At 59.8% G+C, this 24,080-nt stretch carries 33 protein-coding genes; 29 read left to right on the forward strand and 4 right to left on the reverse strand.

What is annotated here, in order from left to right; translation table 11 throughout:
- The first annotated feature begins 17 nt into the window (after positions 1–17).
- From ACB033_RS04550 to ACB033_RS04570, 5 genes are all read left to right on the forward strand, one after another.
- Positions 18–350 carry a hypothetical protein gene (locus ACB033_RS04550; RefSeq protein WP_240035975.1) on the forward strand — a complete coding sequence of 111 codons (333 nt, stop codon included), beginning with the start codon at positions 18–20 and terminating at the stop codon, positions 348–350.
- Complete coding sequence (locus ACB033_RS04555; RefSeq protein WP_371140362.1) at positions 347–2,734, forward strand: replication endonuclease; 2,388 nt, start codon at positions 347–349, stop codon at positions 2,732–2,734. The genes ACB033_RS04550 and ACB033_RS04555 overlap by 4 nt, the downstream gene beginning before the upstream one ends.
- Positions 2,735–2,744: 10 nt before the next feature.
- Positions 2,745–3,095, forward strand: a complete 351-nt coding sequence (locus ACB033_RS04560) for a hypothetical protein (protein ID WP_371140363.1) — start codon at positions 2,745–2,747, stop codon at positions 3,093–3,095.
- Positions 3,096–3,562: 467 nt separating this feature from the next.
- The gene (locus ACB033_RS04565) at positions 3,563–3,754 is read left to right on the forward strand and encodes a DUF3283 family protein (protein WP_371140364.1); all 192 of its coding nucleotides are present in this window, start codon (positions 3,563–3,565) and stop codon (positions 3,752–3,754) included.
- Between the two features lie 584 nt (positions 3,755–4,338).
- Positions 4,339–4,512 carry a hypothetical protein gene (locus ACB033_RS04570; RefSeq protein WP_371140365.1) on the forward strand — a complete coding sequence of 58 codons (174 nt, stop codon included), beginning with the start codon at positions 4,339–4,341 and terminating at the stop codon, positions 4,510–4,512.
- A 10-nt stretch (positions 4,513–4,522) separates the two neighbouring features.
- On the opposite strand, the gene umuC is transcribed toward ACB033_RS04570, so the two are convergent.
- Both umuC and umuD read right to left on the reverse strand, forming a co-directional pair.
- Positions 4,523–5,803 (reverse strand): translesion error-prone DNA polymerase V subunit UmuC, encoded by a 1,281-nt coding sequence (gene umuC, locus ACB033_RS04575; RefSeq protein WP_371140366.1) that lies wholly within the window; start codon positions 5,801–5,803, stop codon positions 4,523–4,525.
- Complete coding sequence (gene umuD / locus ACB033_RS04580) at positions 5,800–6,222, reverse strand: translesion error-prone DNA polymerase V autoproteolytic subunit (RefSeq protein WP_371140367.1); 423 nt, start codon at positions 6,220–6,222, stop codon at positions 5,800–5,802. Before umuD ends, umuC begins: the two co-directional genes overlap by 4 nt.
- Before the next feature lie 186 nt (positions 6,223–6,408).
- Here umuD and ACB033_RS04585 point away from each other — a divergent pair, with 186 nt between their 5' ends.
- The 3 genes from ACB033_RS04585 (at position 6,409) to ACB033_RS04595 (ending at position 8,996) form a co-directional block, all read left to right on the forward strand.
- On the forward strand, positions 6,409–6,648 hold the full coding sequence (locus tag ACB033_RS04585; RefSeq protein ID WP_152985352.1) for a hypothetical protein: 240 nt from the start codon (positions 6,409–6,411) through the stop codon (positions 6,646–6,648).
- Positions 6,649–7,138: 490 nt separating this feature from the next.
- Positions 7,139–7,768, forward strand: coding sequence for a P22AR C-terminal domain-containing protein (locus ACB033_RS04590; RefSeq protein ID WP_371140368.1), 630 nt, complete (start codon positions 7,139–7,141; stop codon positions 7,766–7,768).
- Between the two features lie 49 nt (positions 7,769–7,817).
- Positions 7,818–8,996, forward strand: a complete 1,179-nt coding sequence (locus ACB033_RS04595) for a hypothetical protein (RefSeq protein ID WP_371140369.1) — start codon at positions 7,818–7,820, stop codon at positions 8,994–8,996.
- Positions 8,997–9,380: 384 nt separating this feature from the next.
- Here ACB033_RS04595 and ACB033_RS04600 read toward each other — a convergent pair whose 3' ends face one another.
- Positions 9,381–10,424, reverse strand: coding sequence for a phage portal protein (locus tag ACB033_RS04600; protein ID WP_371140370.1), 1,044 nt, complete (start codon positions 10,422–10,424; stop codon positions 9,381–9,383).
- Complete coding sequence (locus ACB033_RS04605; RefSeq protein ID WP_371140371.1) at positions 10,421–12,190, reverse strand: terminase ATPase subunit family protein; 1,770 nt, start codon at positions 12,188–12,190, stop codon at positions 10,421–10,423. The genes ACB033_RS04600 and ACB033_RS04605 overlap by 4 nt, the downstream gene beginning before the upstream one ends.
- A 149-nt stretch (positions 12,191–12,339) precedes the next feature.
- Between ACB033_RS04605 and ACB033_RS04610 the strand changes: the two genes are divergently transcribed.
- The 21 genes from ACB033_RS04610 to ACB033_RS04710 all read left to right on the forward strand — a co-directional run bounded on the left by ACB033_RS04610 (position 12,340) and on the right by ACB033_RS04710 (position 23,894).
- Positions 12,340–13,161 (forward strand): GPO family capsid scaffolding protein, encoded by an 822-nt coding sequence (locus tag ACB033_RS04610; protein ID WP_371140372.1) that lies wholly within the window; start codon positions 12,340–12,342, stop codon positions 13,159–13,161.
- Between the two features lie 12 nt (positions 13,162–13,173).
- On the forward strand, positions 13,174–14,226 hold the full coding sequence (locus ACB033_RS04615; protein ID WP_139752933.1) for a phage major capsid protein, P2 family: 1,053 nt from the start codon (positions 13,174–13,176) through the stop codon (positions 14,224–14,226).
- Positions 14,227–14,235: 9 nt separating this feature from the next.
- Positions 14,236–14,919, forward strand: a complete 684-nt coding sequence (gpM, locus tag ACB033_RS04620) for a phage terminase small subunit (RefSeq protein ID WP_371140373.1) — start codon at positions 14,236–14,238, stop codon at positions 14,917–14,919.
- 109 nt (positions 14,920–15,028) lie between these two features.
- A complete protein-coding gene (locus tag ACB033_RS04625) occupies positions 15,029–15,499 on the forward strand; it encodes a head completion/stabilization protein (protein ID WP_371140374.1) in 471 nt (156 codons plus the stop codon).
- The gene (locus tag ACB033_RS04630) at positions 15,499–15,702 is read left to right on the forward strand and encodes a tail protein X (RefSeq protein WP_017765313.1); all 204 of its coding nucleotides are present in this window, start codon (positions 15,499–15,501) and stop codon (positions 15,700–15,702) included. The genes ACB033_RS04625 and ACB033_RS04630 overlap by 1 nt, the downstream gene beginning before the upstream one ends.
- 2 nt (positions 15,703–15,704) lie before the next feature.
- Positions 15,705–15,935: a TraR/DksA C4-type zinc finger protein gene (locus ACB033_RS04635; protein ID WP_371140423.1), complete on the forward strand. Its 231-nt coding sequence runs from the start codon at positions 15,705–15,707 to the stop codon at positions 15,933–15,935.
- A 15-nt stretch (positions 15,936–15,950) separates the two neighbouring features.
- Complete coding sequence (locus ACB033_RS04640; protein WP_371140375.1) at positions 15,951–16,313, forward strand: putative holin; 363 nt, start codon at positions 15,951–15,953, stop codon at positions 16,311–16,313.
- Between the two features lies 1 nt (position 16,314).
- Entirely contained in the window at positions 16,315–16,623 is a 309-nt protein-coding gene (locus ACB033_RS04645) for a phage holin family protein (RefSeq protein WP_017765312.1), read from the forward strand.
- Positions 16,620–17,441, forward strand: a complete 822-nt coding sequence (locus ACB033_RS04650; RefSeq protein WP_371140376.1) for an N-acetylmuramidase domain-containing protein — start codon at positions 16,620–16,622, stop codon at positions 17,439–17,441. Before ACB033_RS04645 ends, ACB033_RS04650 begins: the two co-directional genes overlap by 4 nt.
- The gene (locus ACB033_RS04655) at positions 17,431–17,940 is read left to right on the forward strand and encodes a hypothetical protein (protein WP_371140377.1); all 510 of its coding nucleotides are present in this window, start codon (positions 17,431–17,433) and stop codon (positions 17,938–17,940) included. The genes ACB033_RS04650 and ACB033_RS04655 overlap by 11 nt, the downstream gene beginning before the upstream one ends.
- Positions 17,930–18,403: an Rz-like lysis system protein LysB gene (lysB, locus tag ACB033_RS04660; protein WP_371140378.1), complete on the forward strand. Its 474-nt coding sequence runs from the start codon at positions 17,930–17,932 to the stop codon at positions 18,401–18,403. The genes ACB033_RS04655 and lysB overlap by 11 nt, the downstream gene beginning before the upstream one ends.
- Complete coding sequence (gene lysC, locus ACB033_RS04665) at positions 18,297–18,539, forward strand: Rz1-like lysis system protein LysC (RefSeq protein ID WP_371140379.1); 243 nt, start codon at positions 18,297–18,299, stop codon at positions 18,537–18,539. The genes lysB and lysC overlap by 107 nt, the downstream gene beginning before the upstream one ends.
- A complete protein-coding gene (locus tag ACB033_RS04670; RefSeq protein WP_371140380.1) occupies positions 18,514–18,984 on the forward strand; it encodes a phage tail protein in 471 nt (156 codons plus the stop codon). The genes lysC and ACB033_RS04670 overlap by 26 nt, the downstream gene beginning before the upstream one ends.
- On the forward strand, positions 18,966–19,607 hold the full coding sequence (locus ACB033_RS04675; protein WP_371140381.1) for a phage virion morphogenesis protein: 642 nt from the start codon (positions 18,966–18,968) through the stop codon (positions 19,605–19,607). The genes ACB033_RS04670 and ACB033_RS04675 overlap by 19 nt, the downstream gene beginning before the upstream one ends.
- 138 nt (positions 19,608–19,745) lie before the next feature.
- Entirely contained in the window at positions 19,746–20,318 is a 573-nt protein-coding gene (locus tag ACB033_RS04680; RefSeq protein WP_371140382.1) for a phage baseplate assembly protein V, read from the forward strand.
- Entirely contained in the window at positions 20,315–20,686 is a 372-nt protein-coding gene (locus tag ACB033_RS04685; RefSeq protein ID WP_371140383.1) for a GPW/gp25 family protein, read from the forward strand. Before ACB033_RS04680 ends, ACB033_RS04685 begins: the two co-directional genes overlap by 4 nt.
- Positions 20,683–21,585 carry a baseplate J/gp47 family protein gene (locus ACB033_RS04690; RefSeq protein ID WP_139726078.1) on the forward strand — a complete coding sequence of 301 codons (903 nt, stop codon included), beginning with the start codon at positions 20,683–20,685 and terminating at the stop codon, positions 21,583–21,585. Before ACB033_RS04685 ends, ACB033_RS04690 begins: the two co-directional genes overlap by 4 nt.
- Entirely contained in the window at positions 21,582–22,184 is a 603-nt protein-coding gene (locus tag ACB033_RS04695) for a phage tail protein I (protein ID WP_371140384.1), read from the forward strand. Before ACB033_RS04690 ends, ACB033_RS04695 begins: the two co-directional genes overlap by 4 nt.
- Entirely contained in the window at positions 22,181–22,936 is a 756-nt protein-coding gene (locus ACB033_RS04700) for a phage tail protein (protein WP_371140385.1), read from the forward strand. Before ACB033_RS04695 ends, ACB033_RS04700 begins: the two co-directional genes overlap by 4 nt.
- Positions 22,933–23,676 (forward strand): glycine-rich domain-containing protein, encoded by a 744-nt coding sequence (locus ACB033_RS04705; RefSeq protein ID WP_139726081.1) that lies wholly within the window; start codon positions 22,933–22,935, stop codon positions 23,674–23,676. Before ACB033_RS04700 ends, ACB033_RS04705 begins: the two co-directional genes overlap by 4 nt.
- A complete protein-coding gene (locus ACB033_RS04710; RefSeq protein ID WP_371140386.1) occupies positions 23,676–23,894 on the forward strand; it encodes a hypothetical protein in 219 nt (72 codons plus the stop codon). Before ACB033_RS04705 ends, ACB033_RS04710 begins: the two co-directional genes overlap by 1 nt.
- The last annotated feature ends 186 nt before the right edge of the window (positions 23,895–24,080 follow it).

Consider the following 24,080-nt stretch of genomic DNA (forward strand, 5'->3'; position numbering starts at 1 on the left):
GCACCAAGTGCCGCCAGATGGCTGTTTGCCTGCCAGTCACCGGCCGCCACGGTCGCCGCGCCTATCCCTACTGCGTCGAAACCTGCTGGCCACTGGCCCGTGCCGCCAGCGAAACCGTGGTGAAACAGGAAGCCGCCCGCATTTCGATGCGCTGCAGCTGCTGCGGCGAGTTCGGCCATGTGCGCCCGGTCATCCTGGCCGGCCATCGCCTCACCAGCCTCTCTTTCTGCGAGGCCACCTGCTGGTCTGATCGGCTGGCCGAGATGGAGCTGGTACCGACCTGCAGCGACTGCGGCCGCTACCTGCAGCCCAACGAATATGCAGACCGTAAATGCGGGGTGTGCAAATGATCGACGCCATCACCAACCTGCACGGCATCCAGCTCCCCCAGCGCTACCTGGTCGGCGTCCACGCCGTCAACATGGCCGGGGCAGCGGAACAGCTGGCCCGCATCGAGTGGCACGTTGCCAAGCCGCTGGCCAAGCACTACCTGCACCGCTACCCGGCCAACCACAAGACCGCCAACATCTGGCTGCGCCGGATGGTGGATGCCTGCGCCGCCGCTCAAAGCCGCTTCCCAGTGCCGGTGATAGACCTGCGCAACGACGTGCGCCGCGAGCTGGTCGCCGCCGAGTGGGCGCGCCGCTGCCAGCAGCTGCTGGCGCGGGCCGGTAACGAGTGCACCGCCGCCGAGCTGCTGGCCGATATCGGAGCCCAGGCCAAGGCGTGGCACTTCTGCCCGCCCCTGCCGATCCACCCGCGCACCAAGGTCGAGCGCCTGCTGCGCCGCCCACTGAGCCAGCAAGAGCGGGACGATCTGGCTGACGAGGTGGACAAGTTCGAAGGGGCCGCCGCCAGCCTGCTGGTGCGCCTGCTTGATGAGTCCTGGTGGCTGCGCAAGATTAACCGCGCCTGGGCCATCTACTGCGAGCTGATCGCCATCCTTACCGGCCAGGTGCGCAAGGGGGTCAGCCCCTACGCCAGCGCCCACGCGGTGCGTGAGTTCACCCAGCGCAAGGCCGCCCAGCAGGCGTGGATGGCAGGCATGAGCGCCGTCAACGAAGAGCTGGGGCAAGAGATTGACCTGGCTGACGCCATCATGGCATCCGTGGCCAACCCGGAGATACGACGTCATGAGCTGATGGTGCGCATGCGGGGGTTTGAAGACATGGCGCAGGAGCAGGGCAAACTGGGCCTGTTCCTGACCCTGACCGCCCCCTCCAGCTATCACGCCTGGCGCCAGGGCAGCAAAGACAAGTCGAAGACCTACCAGAACGACGATTTCAACGGCAGCACCCCGACCGACACCAATCGCTTGCTGTGCAAACAGTGGGCGCGCTTTCGGGCGGCGCTGGCCCGTGAGGGGATCATGGCCTTCGGCTTTCGGGTGGTCGAGCCGCACCACGACGGCACCCCGCACTGGCACTGCCTGCTGTTCATCAACCCAGAGCATCAGCGCGACTTCCTGACCCTGCTCGCCTACCACTTCACCGCCACCAATCGGGCCGAGCTCAAGATGCCAAACGGTGCGCAGCTCGATGCCCTGGCTGAGTTGCCGATCCGCAACAAGTTCCCACGCATCAAGTGGCTGCTGAACGTCGAAGACACTGCCGTGGTGAAAGCCATCAACCCACGGGTGAACTGGAAGGTGATCGACCCGACCAAGGGCAGCGCCACCGGCTATATCGCCAAATACATCGCCAAGAACATCGACGGCCACAAGGTCGGGATGGACTACGAGGCAGAAGCCCACGTCGACCACACCACCATCGCCGTGGCGGCCTGGGCCAGCTGCTGGCGCATCCGCCAGTTTCAGCAGATCGGCGGCCCAGCCGTGAGCGTGTGGCGCGAGCTGCGCCGCCTGGGGGACGAGGTGATCGAGTGGGATTGCATCCTCGAAGCCGCCCGCACCGCCGCCGACAACAACCGCTGGGGCGACTTCATCGACGCCATGGGTGGTATCGACCTGCCCCGCAAGGAGCACCTGATCCGCCTCTCCAAGCGCCTCGATGAAGCCGCCAACAAATACGGCGAGGACGTCCTCAAGCTGATGGGAGTGATCACCGACATCGGCCAGACCACAGCAGTCACCCGCACCGAGGGCTGGCAGATAGTGCGCAAGGGCGTCACCGGGTCGGGTTTGGGCGAGCAGCGCGAGCCTGCAGTGGGCGAGCGCAGCGAGTTGCAGTCAGGCGGCGGCAGCCGCCCCCCTCGGAGTTCTGTCAATAACTGTACGAAAGGATCCAAATCGGGGGTTAAAGGATCCGCTCTGGCTAAAGAGCTGACCCGAATGGGGCTTGATGTGAGTAACGAAGACCTGCTGCTGCACGGCAGCATCATCCACGCCGACGGCCAATATGTGCGACTGGTCGGCGATCGGCTGATTGTGACCCGCACCTGGCCGGGTGCCGGCGATGCGGTGGCCGACCAGCTGACCGCCGAGGTCGAGGCAGAGCAGGCCTGCAAGCGGGCCGCCAGCAGTGACCAGCTGAAACAGCAGGCCCGCGAGCTGGTGCACTCCGGCGGCAGCATCACCGAGTGGCTGGCCGCCCTGCCGCTGGCCAAGGCCGAAGAGGCGATCGCCATCTTCACCCGCCTGCTGGATGACGAAGAGGACCGGGCCAGTTACCAACCCACCGAACAGGAGCAGGCCCGCGTCGACTGGTTAAAAGCAGACAACCAGCGCTATGAGGCAGATATCGCAGCGGCCCGTAGAAACCGGGGCCTAGCCTGAGGAAATAACCATGACCAATCTGATAACCCACGCCAACGTCGAACGCCTGCTGCCGCTCTGCCAGCAGCTTTGGCCAACCATCAAGCAGCACCCGCCGGGATCGGCGGGTCGTGCCGCCATCACCAGAACGCTCGACAATATGCCGGCCGCAGACCGTCATATCTGCGATCTGCTGCTCGACCGCATGGAGCGGGTCATCCAGTTCGGGGATACCTGGTTCCCGTTCTACCAGGGCGAGATAGACACCATCACCCCACCGAAGAAGGCAAAGCGGGTGCTGCCTGCCAGCCAGACGGCAAAGCAGGTCTGGAAGGACACCCGGGCACGACAGGGGACGTTTGCCAGAAGGGGGGCTATATGAGCAAACCAAAGGAGGCGAAGGAGCGAAAACAGGCCCAGCGTGCGAGACAATCAGCGTTAGGCATCACTCGCGTGGAGGTTAGGATGTCAGAACGGGAGCGCCAACAACTCAACCACCTGCGCATCGCTCGGGCTGGCAGCGGTGAGCCTTATTCCTCAGACGAGTACATCAGCACCCTGATCCGGCGGGATTGGGAACGGTGGATGTCGCAGACAGACAATCTTAAAATGCAGGTATGTAAGCATTGCAACCACCCTTTACCTGTCGGGTGCAATGGGGCGTTTAAAGGGGAAAGCGCATGCTGGAAGACTGCGGGAGATAAAACCCTTGCATTGTAGCCAACGGGTTTTAAGAAAGGCACCAATGTGGCCAGTCTTAAAACCCTTGGCGGGCAGCTCTTAAAACCAAAATCGTGACCGGACACGTTACAACGATTACCATGACTGTCCAACGAAGAGAGGTGCCAAGTGAGTTTTAATCTATGTGACCTCCCCCTGGAGGAAAAGGCCCTGATCGAGGTCGACAAAGCGGCTGCCTATGCGGTGTGGAAGGAGCGCAACGGCAAGCTGGCCACAGCAGAGCTGGACAGTTCAGCCTTCACCGGTCATCAGCTTGAGGTCTTCACCAAGGCCTTGGAAAAGTACCGTGCCAGACCATAACACCATCTGCCAACCAGTTTAAAAGCCCCCTCATGCAGGGGGCTTTTTAATATATTCGATGTTGTGTACCTATTGTGTACATAAGAGGAACACAATAGGTACATAACTGGTAAAAACATATGCAATGTATATATGGCGCATATACAACGGATATACTTTTAATATTAATGCAATATCATTCTGGCGGTGGGAGATTGCTTACATACCCCCATTTAAAAATTGCCACCAATACCATTAAATGGGTTATGAAAACCAAAGACCCTCCCCCCTCTAATCTGGGGTGAATGTCCACGCAAGACACAGTTCCACTGGCTTGTTAGGATGTTGTCCAACTCGGACACTGAGGCATGACTATGGTTTGCCTATGGCGATGATGTTTAGGCAGACCAAGAGATTATTTAATATTTTATTTCACTTAGACCATTGACCAATAATATTTTTGGCGCATAAGATTCGACTCAAGCAAACAAGAAACCACGCTCCCTTCGCTGAGGGTGGCATCGTTTTATCTACGTGAAAATTCTTTCGATGGTCACTATCCAGTGGTCAGCGATTTTTAATAAACCTCTGTCGGGAGTACATGCATGCAAGAGCCATCCATCGAAGTAATTTTGGAAGACCTGTATTTTATCGCCGGGAAAATCACTGACGATCATCGCCCAATACCCCTTGGGCGAATCGAATCAAGCATACGCCACTTGGTGCTGCTGGCCATGAAGGCTCTGGATGCCCAGCGCAAGTCCTACACCCTCCACTGAGTGAGGTTTGCTATGCCTTCACCACCGGCAGCTCGCCGAGCGCGGTGGTATAGCGGGGGCTTAACTGCTCCCGCTTCATCATCCACTCCCGGGTGTCGCGGCCGCGGGCCGCGAAGTAGACCTTCCCCAACCGCCCCTGGTTGATCTTGTCGATGACCTGCATCAGCGCCTCGCTGCGCGGGGATGGCTGCTGTGCGGCGAACAGGTCGCCCTGCTGCATGCTGGCGGGGGTGAAGTCGGCCAGCATGACACCCCCTTTCTGGTATCGCTGCCCGTCGCGCCAGATGCGGGGGAGCAACTCGGGGATCAGGGCCAGCAGCGCCCGGGTGTCATGGGTGGGCATGGCCAGCTTGGTGCTCACCTGGTTGCCGTAATAGGGCTCCCGGTCGCTGAACGGGCTGGTGCGGATGAACAGGGTCACGTGCCGACAGCACATCGCCTCCCCCCGCAGCTTCTCGGCGGCCCGCTCCATGTAACCCGCCAGCGCCTGGTGCATGGGGCCGATCTGGGTGATGCGCTCGCCGAAGGAGCGCGAGCAGATGATCTGCTGTTTGGCCTGGGCCTCTTGTTCCAGCTCGGCGCAGGGTATACCCCGCAGCTCCTGCACCGTGCGCTCGACCACCACGCCATAGCGGCGCCGCAGCGCCTTGGGGTCAGCGAAGACCAGCTCGGCCACCGTCTTGATGCCCTGGGCTTCCAGCTTGGCCGACAGCCGCCGGCCAATGCCCCATATCTCGTCCACCGGGGTGATCGCCATCAGCCGAGCACGCCGCGCTTCATCCCGCAGATCCACCACACCACCGGTGGCGGGCCACTTCTTGGCGGCGTAGTTGGCGAGCTTGGCGAGCGTCTTGGTGGGGCCGATGCCGACCCCCACGATCAGCCCAGTCCACTGCTGCACCCGCTCGCGAATCTGGCGGCCATAGGCCACCAGGTCGCCCGCCCAGGACTCGCTCAGTTCGATGAAGGCCTCGTCGATGCTGTAGACCTCCACCGCCGGGGCCATCCCCTCCAGAATGGTCATCACCCGGTTCGACATGTCGCCATAGAGGGCATAGTTGCTGGAGAACCAGACCCCGCCCATGGCCTCGAAGAACTGGCGGATCTGGAAGTACGGCACCCCCATCTTGATGCCGAGGGCCTTGGCCTCTGCCGAGCGGGCCACCACGCAGCCATCGTTGTTGGAGAGCACCACGATGGGCCGCCCCTTCAAGTCGGGGCGAAACAGCCGCTCGCAACTGGCGTAGAAGTTGTTCACGTCGACCAGGGCGACGGCGCAACGCTTGTTCATGGGCTGTCCACCTGGTGCACGACAAAGGCCACTACCCCGAAGATTTCCAGCTCCTGCCCATCGTTGAAATGGATGGGGCGATAGGCTCGGTTGCCAGGGAGCAAGGCGACGGTGGGCTCAAGCTGCAGCTCCTTCACCGTGAACTCGCCATCAACCGCGGCAACCACCACGCTGCCATGCCTGGCCTTGCGGCTGCGGTCGACGACCAGCAAGTCGCCATCGCGGATCCCGTGGTCGACCATGCTGTCACCAGCAGCCCGCACAAAGTAGGTTGCCGCCGGGTGCGCCACACACAGCTGGTTGAGATCGATGGTCTGCTCGGTGTAGTCCTGCGCCGGCGACGGAAAGCCGCAGGCCACCGGGGAGAGGAACAGGGGCAGCTCCAACAAGGGGGCATCTAGGGTGGGTTGAGCAAACATGCTGGCAATCTCGAAAAATACTGTATAGAAAACCAGTATAGCAAGGCGCCAAAATCGGATCACCGTTCGGCGTTTGACTCCGGCTTCACCTAAGCCGCCATCATTGTGAAAGGGATCAATCTGTAGGCCAGGTGCAAACGCTATGATTCAAAGCTTATTTGTCACACCCCATAATCAGGAGGATATATGGAAAATCGAGTAAAGCTGCAGCCAGGTGAAAAACTGAAACACGAAAGTTCTCGTACAAGAGGTTCTATGGGCCAAACCGATGTCGACACTTACTCGATTGTTAGTGCTGATGGGCAGGTTGTCGGCAAGGTTGTTCACACTGACGAAATCACTCTGAACGGCCTCAACAACAGGCAGAGCATTCGCCAAACTGATCTCGCTGGAAACGTAGTGGTCGAAGAACATTGGAGTGAATGAAGACAGCAAGCCTATAGAAGTCACTCAACACCTATAGGCTTGCCTGCTGTTGTGTATGATTCCTACCAAAACTAACGTCCCCTTCCTTGTGTAGAACCGGTACCCTGCCGGCGGTGTTGTGCTGCTGGGCGGGGTGATGGTGCCGATTTTCCTGATAAGCGCTGATGCGGACCGCAGAGGGCCGGAAAGGGACAAAAAGGGAGCATCGGGGACTATTGGGGTTGATTGGTGTCGCGCTGTTGCGCGATACTGCGCGGGCAACGGCAAAATCCGTTGCCGGGATTGGCGTCCCGATGACTTGAAGCGCACAACACGCGCCTGCGTGTTTTTTTGTGCGGCCCAGTTGTACCCGCAATCTCAGTTATGGCGGGCTGGGCAGGGGCCCTTCGGGGCGCCGGTTTCTTTGAGTCCCGGTACGCCAACCCTGTCCAGTTCGTCACCAGAGATTGGCGTCAATGGTGACGATTCATCTGACTCAGAGGATCCCATCATGAACAGCATCTGCTTCCATGACACCCAGTTCACCGTTATCCCCCACCACGGCCAACCCTGGCTGACCGCCGCCCAGATCGCCCAAGCCCTTGGCTATGCCCGTGAAGATGCCGTGAGCCGCATCTACACCCGCAATGCGGACGAATTTACCTCCCATATGACAACGACCGTCAAATTGACGGTCGTTAGGCAAACAGGCTCTGTAGAGATGGAAAATCGCATCTTCTCCCTGCGCGGCGCTCATCTGATCGCCATGTTCTCACGCACTGCACTGGCCAAAGAGTTTCGACGCTGGGTGCTTGATGTGTTGGACCGCGAAACCGCCGCCCATCCGCAGCCCCTCACCGTGCTGACCGACCACGAACTGCATTCGCTGGCGTGGCTCTGGCGCGCCGCCGATTACATGATGGGGGCCGCCCGCCGCATCTATCCCCTGCTCGATGTCGCCGAGCACCGCGAAGCCGGCACCTACTACTCCATCATCCACGAATACCCGATGACCCTGGCCGCCGCCCAGCGCATCCTGGTCGACAAGACCCGCCATGTGCAGCCCGCCACCCACGGCACCCGCGACTGGAACAGGTTGCTCCCCCACCTGCACCGTCAACCAATCATAAAAAGTTGGTAATGTGACCGGTCACGCACCATGGTGCGTGACCAGATTCCGTCAGGAAGATATGATCTACCACAACCAAATAAATACTAATTTAGAACTCAAGGTTATTTTTATGACGATAATGAGCACATTAAAAAACATGGATCAAAAATTTTCATGGTCATTCTTTGGTTTTATTCTGGCAGTTGTGTTCGGATTGTTATCCATATACTTAGGCTTTTATAAAAATAACACTCCAAATATTAGCTATGTAATAACTACAAACTCAAGTGTTCTTGATATAAAAGAAGAAGTTGGAAACCTCGATGTTTTATATCAAGGGGGAAGCCTCAGCAAAGAAAAGAAAGATCTTAGAATTATTACATTCAAGGTAATTAACACTGGTGATAGCTCAGTTATTCCTAGCCTTTACGACCCAACCGATCCTCTTGGATTCAACATCATAAATGGTTATGTTGCAGAAAAGCCGTCATTAGTATCAGCCAGCAACAAATATCTTGAAGAAAAGCTATTGATAACTCAGGCCGATAACTCCATTTTATTCTCAAATGTCATACTTGAAAGCAATGAATACTTTGAAATAAAAGTTTTAGTCCTACATCCTGTTGGTACTACACCTGAAATACAAAGCATAGGGAAAATAGCGGGAGTTCGCGCAATAAACATAGTGTCAGGAGAGAACCCTGTTGATGAAAGATCTTTTTTCAACTCAACATTCGGTGGGGGAATTCTAACGAACATATCTAGAACATTGGTTTACGGCACTCTCTTTATATTTATAATTATTGCCATGCTAGCATTACAATCTAGCATTGAAGATATTATTAAAAAATCAAAGAGAAAGGCGCTAGTTAAAACATTTAAAGAGTTTGATGGCGAAAAACTAACAGAAAGCGATGAGTACTTCTTCGATCTATATATAAACGGAAATGAGGCAACATTAAGGTATGCATACGACAAGATGAAATACCCGGAAAAAGAAGTTTATATAGACTATAGTTTAAAAGATGAGAAGCTAGGCCGTTCTGACGTTGAAATAGAGCAGGAGATAACAAGCGAACTAATAAACAGAGGTTTAATTATTCAAGAAAATGACAGCCTATTAATATCCAGAGACCGACTTTTAACAATAGAAGCGTTTGTTAGCTTTTTACGGCGTAAAAAAGAATATAACGACTACTTCTTTAGAGTTAAGAGAATAGTTGATGAACCAAATTCACCTCAAGAGGTGGATCACTAATAATAACTGCATCCTGAACAAAGAGATGTCCACAAAGTAGAGAATAAAACATCTTGTTTAGATGGGTTATATAGTCGGTTTGCTATATAGCAATGATCTGACGGAAAGTGAAGGATCGCAAAAAGGATCCGTTATCCCCCGCGCGGCCAGCGCTGGCGCGGGAAACAACCGGCCGCCAGCAGTCTTTCACCCGAATGGAAATCGACACATAAAGCGCGCAGGCGAGGCGGGGTCTTGACTGCGCGCGCCGGGTGCTGAGGGGCAGCCGCCCCGGGGCGTCAGGGCGCTGAACGTCAGGCAAAACAAAGCCCCCTCGGTGAGGGGGCTTTCGTGACACCTTGAACATACACAAACTCCAGATGTTCGTTGTAACTGTAGCCTCGCCTATGCCGCCTGCCCTGTCAGATCTGACAGTCGGTAGGGATTGAACCGGATCACCTCCTCCCCCGCCCAGTCATTGAGCGCCAGCAGGCTGGCCTTGATGCTGTCTATCTCGTTGATGTCGAACACCTGGGCGGCCTTGGTCACATCGCCAAAGCCGCCGGTGCTGTTGGGCATGACTCCCATCAACTGGGGCGGTACCCGGTGGCTGGCGAGCTGGTCATCCCGGCTCACGTTCTTGATGCTGAGGAAGTCATCCTTGGCGGCCACCTCGGCCACCGGGATCAGCTTGACCCCGTCCTTGCTGCCGCCCGGGGTGTAGAGCAAGAGGTTGCGGAAGTTGCCGGGGCCCTTGCTCTGACGCAGGGCTTCTTTGAGGTCCTTGATGTCCTGCTCATTCTGCGTTGGGTCTGTGATGTGCATGATGAAGCCCGCGTGGCTGCCGTTCTCGTAGTAGCGGCGGCGGAACAGGGTGGCCGACTCGTTGAGCAGGGTGGAGTTGAGCCCGCCGACATAGTCGGGGATGCCGTAGATCTCCTGGTTGATGTCGGCCTCCATCACATGGCCCACCCGGCCAGTGGGCAGGGCCTGCTCCTGGCCGGGTTGGGCAATCCACCAATACTGGTTCAGATCCAGCGCGCGCCGGGTGTACTTGGCGCGCAGGTGGTCATATCGCAGCACCCCGCCGAGCCGGTTCTGCACCGCCTGCAGATAGCCGTTGCCGAAGATGAGGTAGTCCAGCACCAGGCCGGTGAAGGCGGCCAGGCTCAATTTCGGGTGCGGGATGAAGCAGGAGCGCAGGATGTTGCGCTTCACCTGGATGGCCGAGGCGTGATGCACCCCGGCCCGATAGACCCGGGACAGCCCATTGAGGGAGAGGGGCGGCTCGTACCAGCGGCCGTTGTGCATGGCCTCCAGGTAGTCGAACACTTCCCGTTGCGATAAGACGGGCACCGGCTCGCCAAAACTGAACGCCTCGATGGCCGCGCCGGGTTTCTGGGTTGCCGTCACCGGCGGGGTATGGCGCTGTGGGCGGCGCTTTCTCATGAGAAAATCTCCATCATGCTGGTATTGGCACCGGTGGCACCTGCCAGCGGTTCATGTAACAGGGCCTGCATCGTTGCCCAGGCAATATCGGCGTGGCTGGTTTCCTCTGACCGGCTGGCCTCAAAGGTCGGCATTTTGCCGCCAGCCGTCACAGAACGGCGGATGCTCATGAAAGCCTGCGCGAGGTCAGTCATGCCGCTGTCAAACTCCAACCGGCCCTTGTTCATCACATCCTGGGCCTTCATCACCATCTGAATTTTCACACTAGGGTTGTACTGGATGGGGGTAACTGCCGGGTAGAACTGCTTCACCAGCTGATAAACCCCCTCCCCGATCCCGGTCGTGTCGATGCCGATGTAACCGACGTTGTAGCGCTCGCACATGGCCTTGATGGCCCGCGCCTGGGCGTCGAAGTCCATCCCGCTCCAACGGTGGCGCTCGAGCACGCGAAACTTGCCGCCAGGTACTGCCGGCGGTGCCAGCACGACGCAGCCGGCACTATCGCCCTGCCCGCCCTTGGCCGGGTCATAGCCGATCCAAACTGGCCGGCTGCCCAACGGGCGAAGCGCAAACGGCTTGTAGTCATCCCACAGCTCCCAGCTGTCGACCATGCAGCGCTGCAGGCTGGCAAGCGGGAACACACTGGCCGTGTCATCCATGAACTCGCACATCAGCAGGTTGCGGTATTCATCCTCGGAATACTCGCCGCGCAGTTGGTCAAGGTCGAACAGGTCACAACCACCGCGCACCGCGTCTTCAACCGTGACAATCTGCCGCCACTGACCATCGGCGCACAGCTTGCCGCTGGCCAGATTGGCGTGGCTCAGGTCAATCTCGACCCGGTCAGCCTTCGCCTTGCCGCGGTTGAAGTTGGCGCCGGACCAGAACGCATAGGCGGGATGGGAAAGGCTGGACGGGGTGGAAATGTAGGTCTGGCGCCACTTCTTGTGCATCGCCATACCGGAGGCCACCTTGCGGAACTCCAGGAAGCCATGGATCCAGAAGTACTCATCCATGTAGATGTTGCCGTGGTAGCTCTGGGCGGTGCGGGCGTTGGTACCGAGAAAGTAGAGGTGCGCCCCGTTCGGTAGCACCATGGGGTCACCTTTCAGCTCTACCCCTTCGTCCTTGGCAAACTGGATGATGTACTGCTTGAACACGTGGGCCTGCGCCTTGCTGGCAGACAAGAAAATCTGATTGCGACCGGTCACCAGGGCGTCGATGAACGCCTCGAAACCGAAATAATACGTTGCACCGATCTGGCGCGATTTGAGCAGGTCGCGGATCCGGTGCCACTTCCCGGCCTCATGCCACACCCGCTGATAACCAAACATGGTCGACTCGAAGCGCTCGATCAGCCGGGCTTGCTGCTCAGGCTCCACCACATTGCGCTCGGGCGCCTTCTTCGGCCCCTTGTTGCGGTTCGCCACCTTCGGGTTGAGGTCGGCCTCGTTGCCGCCGTTGCTATACCGGTTGACCCGGGCGATCCGCTCCAGCTGGCGGCCCAGCAAGTCAATCTCCTTGAAATCGCCGCCGGTCTTCACCTCTTTGGCGATCAGCTGGCACATCCGCGATTCAATGGCGAAATCGACCCGATCAATGGGTTTGATGTCATCCCAGCCGTCGCGCTTCTTCCAGGTCGAGACAGTCCCCTCTGGCACAGCCAGCAATTCAGCGATGGCGCGCAGCGGGTAGCCCTGGAAGAACAGGTGCATGGCCTGCCGTCTGGGTTCGATATGGGGGAAAAGTAAGGGTGCTGTAGTCATGGCGCCAGTCTACCCAGCCAGACCAACCACCAACGCCCCACCGCCATTGTGTAGCGCCCCTACACAATGGCGGCAGATTGCACGATCCCGCCGCTCACCCAGACCATAATCGCGACATCACCACCCAATCACCAAAGGGATCCCAGCTCATGCCTAAGTCCAAATTTTTCCGCGTCGCCGTCGAGGGGGGCACGACCGACGGGCGCACCATCACCCGCGAATGGATTGAACAGATGGCCAAGCGCTACAACCAGTCCACCTACGGCGCGCGGGTCAATATGGAACACATCCGGGGATATGACCCGAACGGTCAGTTCAAGATGTACGGCGACATCACCGCAGCCAAGACCGAAGAGGTCGACATGGAAGGTGAAAAGCGCCTGGCCCTGTACGTGCAGATCGACCCCACCCCCGAGCTGGTCGAGCTGAACAAGAAGCGCCAGAAGGTTTACACCTCCGTCGAAATCCACCCCAACCTGAACGAAAAGGGCGCCTACCTGATGGGGCTGGCCGTCACCGACAGCCCGGCCAGCCTGGGCACTGAAATGCTGGAGTTCTGCAGCAAAGCGAAGGTCAACCCGCTGGCCGAGCGCAAGCAGCATAAGGAGTGCCTGTTCACCGAAGCGCTGGAAACCGTCATCGAGTTTGAAGACGACAGCGACAAAGGCCCCGGCCTGCTGGAGCGGGTTACCGCGCTGTTCTCCACCCACAAGAAGCAATCCACCGCCGATTTCAGCGACGTGCACCAGGCCGTCGAAACGGTGGCAAAAGAGGTCACCAGCCTCGATGCCGGCATGCAGAAGAAGTTCACCGAGCAGGCCCAGGCCATGGCCGAGCTGACCGGCAAGCTGGACGCCACCGCCAAGGCGCTGGCCGACCTCACCGCCAACCTGGAAGGCCAGGAAGATTTCAGCCACAAGCGCCCGCCGGCCACCGGTAGCGATGGCGCCACCATTCAAACCGACTGCTAAGGACTATGCCCAATGCGTAACGAAACCCGCCAGAAGTTCAACGAGTTCACCGGCCAAGTGGCCAAACTCAACGCCGTCTCCAGCGCCACGGTGCAGTTCAACGTGCAGCCCAGCGTCCAGCAGACCCTGGAAACCAAAATGCAGGAGTCGGTCGCCTTCCTCGGCATGATCAACATCATCCCGGTCGATGAGATGAAAGGCCAAAAGGTCGGCATCGGCATCACCAGCACCATCGCCGGTCGCACCGACACCTCCAGCAAAGACCGTCAGCCCAACAGCCCGCACGGTCTCTACGCCCAGAGCTACGAATGCGCCCAGACCAACTTCGACACCCAGATCGGCTACGGCCAGATCGATGCCTGGGCCAAATTCCCCGACTTCCAGACCCGTGTCCGCGACGCCATTCTCATCCGTCAGGGGCTCGACCGCATCATGATCGGCTGGCATGGCACCAGCACCGCCCCCGACACCGATCGCACTGCCAACCCGCTGTTGCAAGATGTGAACAAGGGCTGGCTGCAACACATCCGCACCGACGCCCCGGCCCAGGTCATGAGCGAGGCCACCGAGGGCAGCGGCAAGATCTACATCTACCAGCCGAAAGGGGAAGCCGACACCAAGGAAGGCGACTACCACAATCTCGACGCCCTGGTGTACGACGCCGTCAACGAGATGATCGCCCCCTGGTATCAGGACGATACCGACCTGGTGGTCATCTGCGGCCGCAAGCTGCTCTCCGATAAATACTTCCCCATCATCAACAACGCCGATGACAACCAGAACAAGCTGGCCGGCCAGGTGCTGGTGAGCCAGAAGCAGATCGGCGGTCTCAAAGCCGTGCGCGTCCCCTTCTTCCCAGAAGACAAGCTGCTCATCACCAAGATCAGCAACCTCTCCATCTACCCGCAGACCGGTGCCCGCCGTCGTTACATCGAAGACGAGCCCAAGCGCAACCGCATCGTCAACTACGAAAGCTCCAACGACGCCTACGTGGTGGAAGACTACGACTGCGCGGCCCTGGTCGAAAACATCGTCATCGGGCCGAAACCGGCCGCCGGCGGTTAAGGGGGCAGCATGACTTCACCTGCCCGTCGCAACCGCGAACTCAAATTGGCCGCCCTGCAAGGGGCGGCCAATCCCCAGTTCGACCAGATGCGCGCCAACGCCTACGAGCTGCAGCTGATGCAGCTGGCCGAACACCGCCGCACCCTCAAAGGCATCCAGAGCATCGAACGCAAGATCGACGCAAAGCGCCCCATGCTGGCCGTCTATCAGCCGTGGATTGATGGCGTGCTGGCCGCCGACCGGGGTGGACAAGATGACGTCCTGGTCACCGTCATGCTCTGGCACCTCGACACCGGCGATCTGGAAGGAGCCCTACCCATGGCCTCCTACGTGATCCGCCATGGTCTGAGCACCCCCGATCGCTACGAGCGCACCGCCGCCACCATGATCGCCGAAGAAGTCGCCGACACCGCCATCAAGCAGCAAGAAGCCGGCGCGGGACCCTCCCTGCCCCTGCTCAATCGCTATCTGGCCCTGTTGGCCGACTGCGACATCTTCGACCAGGTGCGCGCCAAGCTGCACAAGGCGGTGGGCCGTGCCTGCCTCGCCGATGGGCTCAAACTGCAGGCCGCCGAGCACTACCGGCGCGCCATCGAGCTGCATGACAAGGTCGGCATCAAAAAAGAGCTCGAAGTGCTCGAGCGCGAACTGAAAAAAGAACAGCAGCCCGACGCCACCGGCGGCGGCAGCTAACCGAGCGAACCCCGCACCCTGGGCGGCTCGGACCTGACGAATGCGTTTCGCATACCAGACGGCCCGACCACCGCCCAACAAACGGGCTACCACCAGAACCAGGAGCACCATGAGCACCGGATTCATCGCCAACGCACAGACCGCACCGGATGAAGGGAAAGTCACCAGCGATCCGTTCTGGCCGGACATCTCACTGGCCGACCTGCGCGACACCGTCAGGCTCGATGGCACCGTCACCACCAAGCGCCTCACCCACGCCGTGATCGACGCCGTCACCAGCGTCAACCGAGATCTGGCCCAGTGGCGCACCGCTCGCCAGGCCGAAGGCCACGCCACCCTGGCCGCCGTGCCGGGCGAACTCATCAACAACGAATCAGCGCACCTGCACAGCTACCGGCGCGCCGTCTACGCCATGACCCGCGCCAACCTGCTGGAACGCTACACCGACTACAGCGCCACCGGTGACGGCGTCAAAGGGGCAGACGCCAAAGTGGTGAGCTCCGATGACCTTTACCGCGACGCCCGCTTTGCCATTCGCGACATCATCGGCACCACCCACATCACAGTGGAGCTCATCTGATGCAACTGCGCAGCCAGCAGGGTGACACCCTCGATCTCATCCTGTTCCGGCATTACGGCTACACCGCAGGCATCACCGAGCAGGTGCTCGAACTCAACCCCGGTTTGGCCGAGCTCGGCCCCATCCTCCCGACCGGAACACTCATCACAATGCCAGCGGCCCCCACCCAGGCCGAGCAGCCGCTGATCCAGCTATGGGACTGACCATGAGCCGCCTCGACGACGAACTCGAACGACTGGCCGACATCAGCGAGCAGCAACTCGCTGCCCGCATCCACGCCGCCCGCATCAGTGGCACCGGACCGCACTACTGCACCGACTGCGAAGACCCCATCCCGCAGGCGCGCCGTGAAGCGATCCGGGGCTGCGAACGCTGCGCCGAGTGCCAGACCATCCACGAATTCCAAACCGCTCGCCACTACGGCGGCAAACGATAAAAACAGGAGAGCACGATGCCAGAACCGATCTCATCCAGTGCAGCAACCAGCACCCTCACCGGTCTGGCGCTGCTGTCCCTCTTCCCGGGCGTAGACCCCGGCGTCCTGCTCGGTGCATTCGCCGGGGCGCTGGTGTTCATCGCCACCACCGCCGAGCTTGGCAACCTGCGCAAGGCGGGCCTGTTCGTTGCCGCCTTCGTGGCGGGAGCGCTGGCGGCCCCGCTGGTTGCCGCCATGCTGGCCAGCGTGCTGCCGCTCAGTGTCGAAGTCCCCAGGGCCGTCGGCGCAATGCTGGCCTCGGCGCTGGCCGTCCACCTGCTGCAGTGGATCCTGCGCAAAACGCCGGAAGACCTGTTCAAACTCCGCAAAGGGGGCTGACATGCTGACCATCCTCTACGCCATGATCTGCACCGCGATCGCCATGCGCATCGCCACCTTCAACCGCAACGGGGGCGACTATCGCCCCCTGCCGGCACTGCTGGCATGGGTCATCACCGTCGCCGCCGGGTCCGTGCCGCTGCGCGTCCTGCTCGGGGTCATGCCAGCGCCAGACCCGGCCGCGGTGCTGCTGGCAGCCGTCCTGCTCACCGCCCTGATCGGCTCTCGCGGATCCGTCATGCGCCTGCTGCCACGCCGTCGCCAACAACCGACCACCGCCAGCCACCTGAACGGGAGGTTTCAACCATGAGCCTGAAAAAAGGGGATACCGGCACCGCCGTCGCCGATCTGCAGCGCCGCCTGACTAAGGCCGGCTATCCGGTCGAGCCGGATGGCTGGTTTGGTGGTGCCACCGAGCTCGCCCTGCTCGCCTTCCAGCGTGACTACATGATCGCCGCCATCGGCCAAGCAGGCCCCCGCACTATGGCAGCCCTGCTCGGCAGCGAGCGCGGCAACCAGTTGAGCATCGATGACATGCAGGCTGGCGCAGACTTGCTGGGCCTGCCGCTTGCCACCATGGCCACCGTTGCCCAGGTCGAGAGCATCGGCGAAGGCTTCACTCAAGACCAGCGCCCGGTGGTGCTGTTCGAGCGACATGTGTTCTACAAGCAGCTCAACAAGCACCTGGGAAAAGCCACCGCCGACCAGATGGCCGCCAGTTACCCCAACCTGGTCAACCCCAAGCGCGGCGGCTATGCCGGCGGCTCGGCAGAGTGGGAACGGCTGCAGCTCGCCATCAGCCTGCACCGGGATGCCGCAATCGAGTCGGCCAGCTGGGGCATGTTCCAGATCATGGGCTACCACTGGCAGGCGCTGGGCTTTACCTCTGCCAGCGACTGGCAGACCGCAATGCAGCGCAGCGAGGTCGACCAGCTCACCGCCCTGTGCCGCTTCATCAAGCAAGACCAAGCCATGCACAAGGCACTGCAGGGCCGTAAATGGGCCGACTTCGCCCGCCGCTACAACGGGCCGGCCTACAAGGACAACGACTACGACACCAAGCTGGCCAAGGCATACGACCACTTTGCCAAGGTCTATCCGGTGAAAGGGGTGGCGGATGCACATTGAAATCACTGGAAGGATGACGGGTAAAACTACCAGCCTGATAGCCGCCGCGAACAAGAAGCGGCAGGAAGGAAAAAAGATTGTCATCGTGCTGTCTACACCGTTGGATAAACAGCACCTCTGGGTATTTATGGACATTGCCAGCAAGGTCAAAGGGGCATACGTCGCCAGCTGCGACATGCTCAACATGAACCGTAGGAAAGAGCTTTGCCAAGCCGAACGGGAAGCTCTGGAAGCGCTTATCAAAGACCGCGACGCCTGCTGGTTCTTTGACGAGTTCGACTGGTATGAAAACCAGCTTGATATACCCATCATGCCGAACGGCTACTACACGACCACCCCACGCCAGGGTTTTGACCTGATGAACACCCCGGGCGACAGAGTGATCAACAAGCTGATCGCCAAGGCAGAAACCTTTGTTGATACGGTGGTGGTGATGCCGTGCAACAGCGTCCTGCGCGCTGATGGGATGGACTTTTGGGGGATCGATTATGTGGCTTAACCTGCTGCGCTCCCCCCTCACCTGGTTGCTGCTGGCGCTGGCCATCGCCTTGGCCGGCTGGGGCTGGTCTGCCACCTCGGCAGCGACCGCCAGGGGCAAGGTCGATACCCTGCAAACCGACCTCAAGGCCGCCAACGACAAGGCCAAAGAGGCAGAACAGCGGGAAAAGCTCAAAGACGGGGCCATCGACACACTCACCAGCGAACTGACCGCCCAGGCAACCGCCGCCGCCACGCTGCAGCGCCAGCTTGACGATCTGACCATCACGGCCGCCACCCGGGCCGACACCATCAAGAGGCTCAAACGTGAAAATGCCGAACTCAAGGAGTGGGCTGATCGCCCTCTGCCTGATCCTGTTGTCAGGCTGCTCCAGCGCCCCACCATCACCGGCGCCGCAGATTATCAGGCTCACCTGTCAGGGGCTGACCCCCTGCCAGCTGCCGCCGGCCAGCCCGGCCAATAACGGCGATCTGCTCGACCAGCTGACCCAGACCGAGGCCGCCTGGGCCACCTGCGCCGCCCAGGTCGACAGCATCATCGCCTGCCGGCAACGGCACCAAAATGGGAGGGAAAATGGAAAAGCCAAAACAGATCCGTGAAGTGTTGACTCGTTGCGTACCCTATTTGGCTACCAACCCGGACAAACTGCATCTCTACATCCCCACCGGTGGGGTTGAAAGCACCGGTGCCCGCTCACTCTCCTATGAGTGGCAATACCCGCTGACTATCGGGGTCGAAGACTTTGCCGGCCACCCGGATCAGGTCATGGTGCCGTTACTGGCCTGGCTGCGCCAACACCAGTCAGAGCTGATGACCAATGACGAAAAGCGCAGAGATGGCGTGAAGTTCGAGGCCGAATACCTCGCAGATGACCTGATGGACCTCGTTATCACAGTAAAGCTGACCGAGCGGGTCAGGGTGTGGCAAAACGAACAGGGGATTGGCTGGGAACATCTGCCAGAACCGCCAGAAGACCCCTATGACGGCATCACCTGGGAACTCTTTATCAACGGGGAGCATCAGCCATGGCCACCGACAACCTGAGAGACCTTGAATTATTCGCTGACGCTGCCGCAAGAGCCGGTAACGAGAAAGTATTGAAGGAGCTGATCCAGTACGCGGGCACGCTCGTCAAAAAGAAGAACACAGACCGCATCAGGGCCAACATCCAGCCTGACGGAACAAAGATGCGGCGCAGAAAAGATCCGCAGAAAGGTAACGCCCATATCGCCTTTATCTACAAGAATCCGGTGACGGGAATGTGCTTGGTGCGCAACCTGAAAAACTGGCGCGACAATGGGGACTACATCAAAGGATTTGACCGGATGCGCGGTGCCATGCGCTCATTCAGGCGGTCACGCATCGTGAAGTACATCAGCATCGACAAAAGCAAAGTGGTGGTGCGCAACGCCCCCCAGAAGATGTTCAAGAACATCATCAAAGCCAAGTGGTTCAAGCTCAAAGCCAGGGAGCGTAGTGCCACCATTGAGTTTGCTGGCGTAGCGGGCACAGTGGCCGCTATTCACCATTACGGTGAGAAAGATCGGCCCAACCCGAAGGCGAAAGAGATCCGCTATCCAGAACGGCAACTGCTGGGTGTCACCGATGCGGACACCAAAGAGATCTGGGATTTCTTTATCGACCGTATCACCAAGGAATTCTACTAGTCAGCAGGTCCGCCATGAGTGGTGGAAGACCAACTGCTGGCCCAACTCACTAAAGGGTTATAACCGCCGCCATTGTGTAAGCGCGCTACACAATGGCCGTCCCTCGCCTTCCCCGCCATTGCCCAAAACAATGGCCCCATGCAACTGACCCTGATCGAACTCCAACGCCAGCTCGACAACCTGATCCGCATCGGCACCGTAATAGCCGTGCGCTCCGGGGAATGTCGCGTCAAGAGCGGCAACAACAAGACTGACTGGCGGCCCTACCTCACCGAACGGGCCGGGAATAACCGCACCCGTCATCGCCTCTCCATCGGCGAACAGGTCATGTTGTTGTCAGTCAGTGGCGATCTGCGCAATGCGTACATCGTGGGCTCACTCAACGCCACCGCCGCAGACGAGCCACTGGCTGACGATGACAATCCAGACCTCGACCGCACCGAATACAGCGACGGCGCCATCATCGAATACAACCCGAAAACCGGCGAGCTCAATGCCAGCGGCATCAAGTCAGCCAACATCGCAGCATCCGTGACCGTCAAGCTGATCACCCCTCTGGTGGAGTGCACCCAGGCGCTCAAGGTCGGTTCGACCATTGAAGCGGGCGGCAAGATCACCGCCCCCACCGCAAAAATAGGCAACGTCGAAGTCACCACCCACAAGCACAGCGGCGTCAGCACTGGTGGCGGACAAACTGGGGGCCCGGCATGAACTGGCTCGGCATGAATGCTGCCACCGGCCGCACCATCAGCGCCACCGACCACATCATCCAGTCGGTGCGCGACATCCTCACCACCCCGGTGGGCTCGCGGGTCATGCGCCGCGACTACGGCAGCGAGCTGTTTTACCTCATCGACCAGCCCCTGCACCAAGTCACCCGCCTGCGCCTGATGGCCGCCACCGTGCAGGCCCTCATCAACTGGGAACCGCGCATCACCATCACCCGCGTCGATGTGCTGGGCGGCGGCATGGATGGTGCCCTCACCATCGAGATCACTTGGCAACGCAAAGATGGCGGCGCGCCAGATTCAAAAACAGAAAGTGCCTCTATCACCATCCCCACAGGAGCCACCCGTTGAGCGCCATCGATCTATCAAAGCTGCCACCGCCTGATGTGGTCGAATTGCTCGACTTCGAGGCCATCCTTGTCGAGCGCAAAGCATCCTTGATCGCCCACTATCCGGCAGACCAGCAAGCGGCCATTGCTGCCACGCTGGCGCTTGAATCTGAGCCCCTCACCAAGATGCTGCAAGAGAACGCCTATCGAGAGCTGATCCTGCGGGCCCGCATCAACAGCGCATCAGTCGCCAACATGCTGGCTTGGGCAGAGAAGGCCGACCTCGATAATCTGGTGGCCAACTGGAATGTCGAGCGGCTTGTCGTGCAGCGGGGGGACGACACTGCCACCCCGCCGATTCCCACCATCATGGAACGTGATGCCGCCCTGCGCGAACGTGCCTTACTGGCATGGGATGCCCTCAGCGTCGCAGGCCCCCGCGAGGCCTATCGCTATCACGCCCGCACCGCTGATGGCGCTGTGATGGATGCCGAACCCACCTCGCCGAGCCCAGGTGTGGTGGATGTCTACATTCTGGCCGCCACCGGCGACGGCACCCCGTCTGCGGAACTGCTGACCAAAGTAGCCACCTATCTCACCGATGAAGATCGGGTGCCGCTAACCGATAACGTGCATGTCAAAGCCGCCCAAGTGTTGCCATACACCCTGGCCATTCGCCTGTTTATTCCGGCGGCTGGGCCATCTGCGGCCACCATCACCGCCGAAGCTGAGCGGCGATTGCTTGAAGTGATCAATCCGCGTCGCCGCATCGGGGTAGAGGTGCCACGGTCCCTCCTTGACTCGGCCCTGCATGTGCAGGGGGTCACAAAGGTCGAGTTGGTTGACTGGGCAGACATCACCCCGGCAAAACATCAGGCTGCATGGTGCAGCGGATACACCATCGAGCAGGTGATCCAATGAACCTGCTGCCACCCAATGCCACCAAAGCAGAGCGCAACCTGAGCACCGTGGCCGCCGCCGCGATGGCACTCCCCATTCCATGCCGAGATTTATGGTCGCCAGCCAGATGCCCGGCCAACGTCCTGCCGTATCAGGCCTGGGCATTCAGCGTCGATGACTGGGATGATGACTGGTCAGACTCGCAAAAGCGCGGCGCCATGGCAGCCAGTTTCAGCATTCACGCTACCAAAGGCACCCCAGGCGCGGTGCGTCGCGCACTGGCTGCCATCGGCTATCGCGCCACCCTCCAGCAATGGTTCGAGTTTGGCGGTCAGCCGTACACCTTCAAAGTGCGCGTCAACGTTCCGCCTGAAGGGGTCGCGGCAGGCAACACCGCCGCCATCACGCGCCGAGTCGACGAAGCCAAAAACCTGCGCAGTCACTACACCCTCAGTCTGGTCATGAGCACAGACATAGGGCTGGGGGTGGCGGCCGTGCCGTCCATCACCCCGCGCTACATCTGCCGCCCATATCAGGCCTGCCTGCCAACAACCAGCATTGCTGCCCCCCTGGGCGGCATGCCGCGCATCGCGGCAACCTACCGAGTGAATGCCATATGACAACACAAACCTACTTCACCGTCTTGACTGCCATCGGGGCCGCCAAGTTGGCCAATCTGGCCGCGACCAGCCGCCCCCTGAAACTGACCAAGTTCGCCGTGGGAACCGGCGGTGGCGACAGCTACGCCCCCACGGCTGAACAACTGCGACAAGCCACCAGGCTGATCGACGAAACCTTTCGTGGCCCGATTGCGGTACTGGAACAGGATGCCAACCTGCCATCCCAATACTACATGGAGGGTTACGTCCCCATTGATGTGGGCCCGTTCATCGTGCGCGAGGCCGGTTGGTTCGATGCTGACGGCGACATGATCTTTGCCACCCGCTATCCACCGGTAGAAAAAACCATTCCGGCACAAGGGGCGCAAGTCGATCTGCCGCTCGGGACCTACGTATCGATCCATCAGGTGGATGGCGGACAAATCCAGATATTGGTCGACCCGTCAAAAGTGCTGGCATCACGGACTTACGTCGACCAGCGTTTTGCATGGATACCCTTCACCGGCCAAGGCGCTGCCATGAACAGGTCATATCGCTTTATGGGCGAAGGTGAACTTACATTGCCCGATAATGGCGACGTCATCGTGATCGTGGATCACTCGGTCAACATCAAAAACACCGATTGCATCGTCAAAGCCAAGCCAGGGGAAACCATCATTACCCCCCATGGCGCAGATCAAAAAACGCGGCTCCGCATCACGGGCAAACAATTCGTCTACTCAAAAATTAACGGTCAATGGAGAGTGTCATGATCGATCTTGGTGCAACCATGACGGAGCACAAATACCCAAGGCTAAAACAAAGCATAGTGTTGTTTGACATCAACCCTGGCACCCGCCAGCTCACGCTAGAGCCGGGGGTGTACCGTGTCGCCGTGGTCGGCGGCGGCGGCGGTGGCCGAAACAGCGCCGTCAATACCTATTACTACGGTGGGGGCGGCGGCGGGTATGACGAAGTCACCCTGACCGTCACCGAAGAGACGGTTTACTCCTACACGGTTGGCCAGGCCGGAGAAGTGGGAGCGGATGCCGGGCTGCCCGGCGGCACCTCGTCATTTGGTGCTATCGTATCGGCTACTGGCGGGGCGGGTGGCGCCACCGGCACCGCCCAAGGCGGCATGGGGCTGGCAGGCAGCGTGCGCCACAAAGGGGGCGTTGGGCTCGACCGTGCCGGTGGCAGTGCCGCCCACCGGTTCGGTGATGGCCTGCCGGGCTATGCTGGCGGCTCTGCTTCGGGTGGCGGTTTCAGCACTGCGGCCCAGGCAGGTATTGCCGGGCGCAGCTATGTCGATGGCTGGGATATCGGTCTGCTCCCCGGTGACTACGGGTTTGGTTCCCAGCGAGCCAGTGGTGAGCACGTCGTTCCAGCCAGCATGGGCGGCGGTGGCTGTGGGGCTGGCCAAAGCCCTAGCGTAGATGCCTATGTCGGCGGCGGTGCTGGCGGTCAGGGCCGTGGTGGCGTCGGTGCGGTAATTGTGGAGAGGATTGGATAATGAACCATTATGCGAGAGTGGTGGACGGCATCGCCGTCGAAGCGTGGAACGATGGCGGCCTGAACCTCAAACCGGTGGACGTGCATGTGCCAGCCCTAGCAGCGCAGTTTGTGTCCTGCCCTCCCCATGTGTTACCTGGTGCCACCCTGAACGGCGGTGAGTGGATAAATCCCCCTCCCGTTGTAATTGAACCAGCCGATCCACCCACTTCCGATTGACTAGTTAACAATCACGCGACCATCAACACCAACACCCCGCCCAGCGCGGGGTGTTTCGTAACTGCCGCCAAACGCCACCTTGTCACCGCCTGACCATTGTGTAGCGCCGTCACACAATGGCAACAGCTCGCCCGCCATCCCCTGCACCTGCATCCTGACCATGCTCGCATTTCCTTGCAAAAGCTC

Origin of the sequence: Aeromonas sp. S15(2024) (assembly GCF_041402265.1) — a bacterium.
In the GTDB taxonomy this organism is placed as follows: Bacteria; Pseudomonadota; Gammaproteobacteria; order Enterobacterales; family Aeromonadaceae; genus Aeromonas; species Aeromonas dhakensis.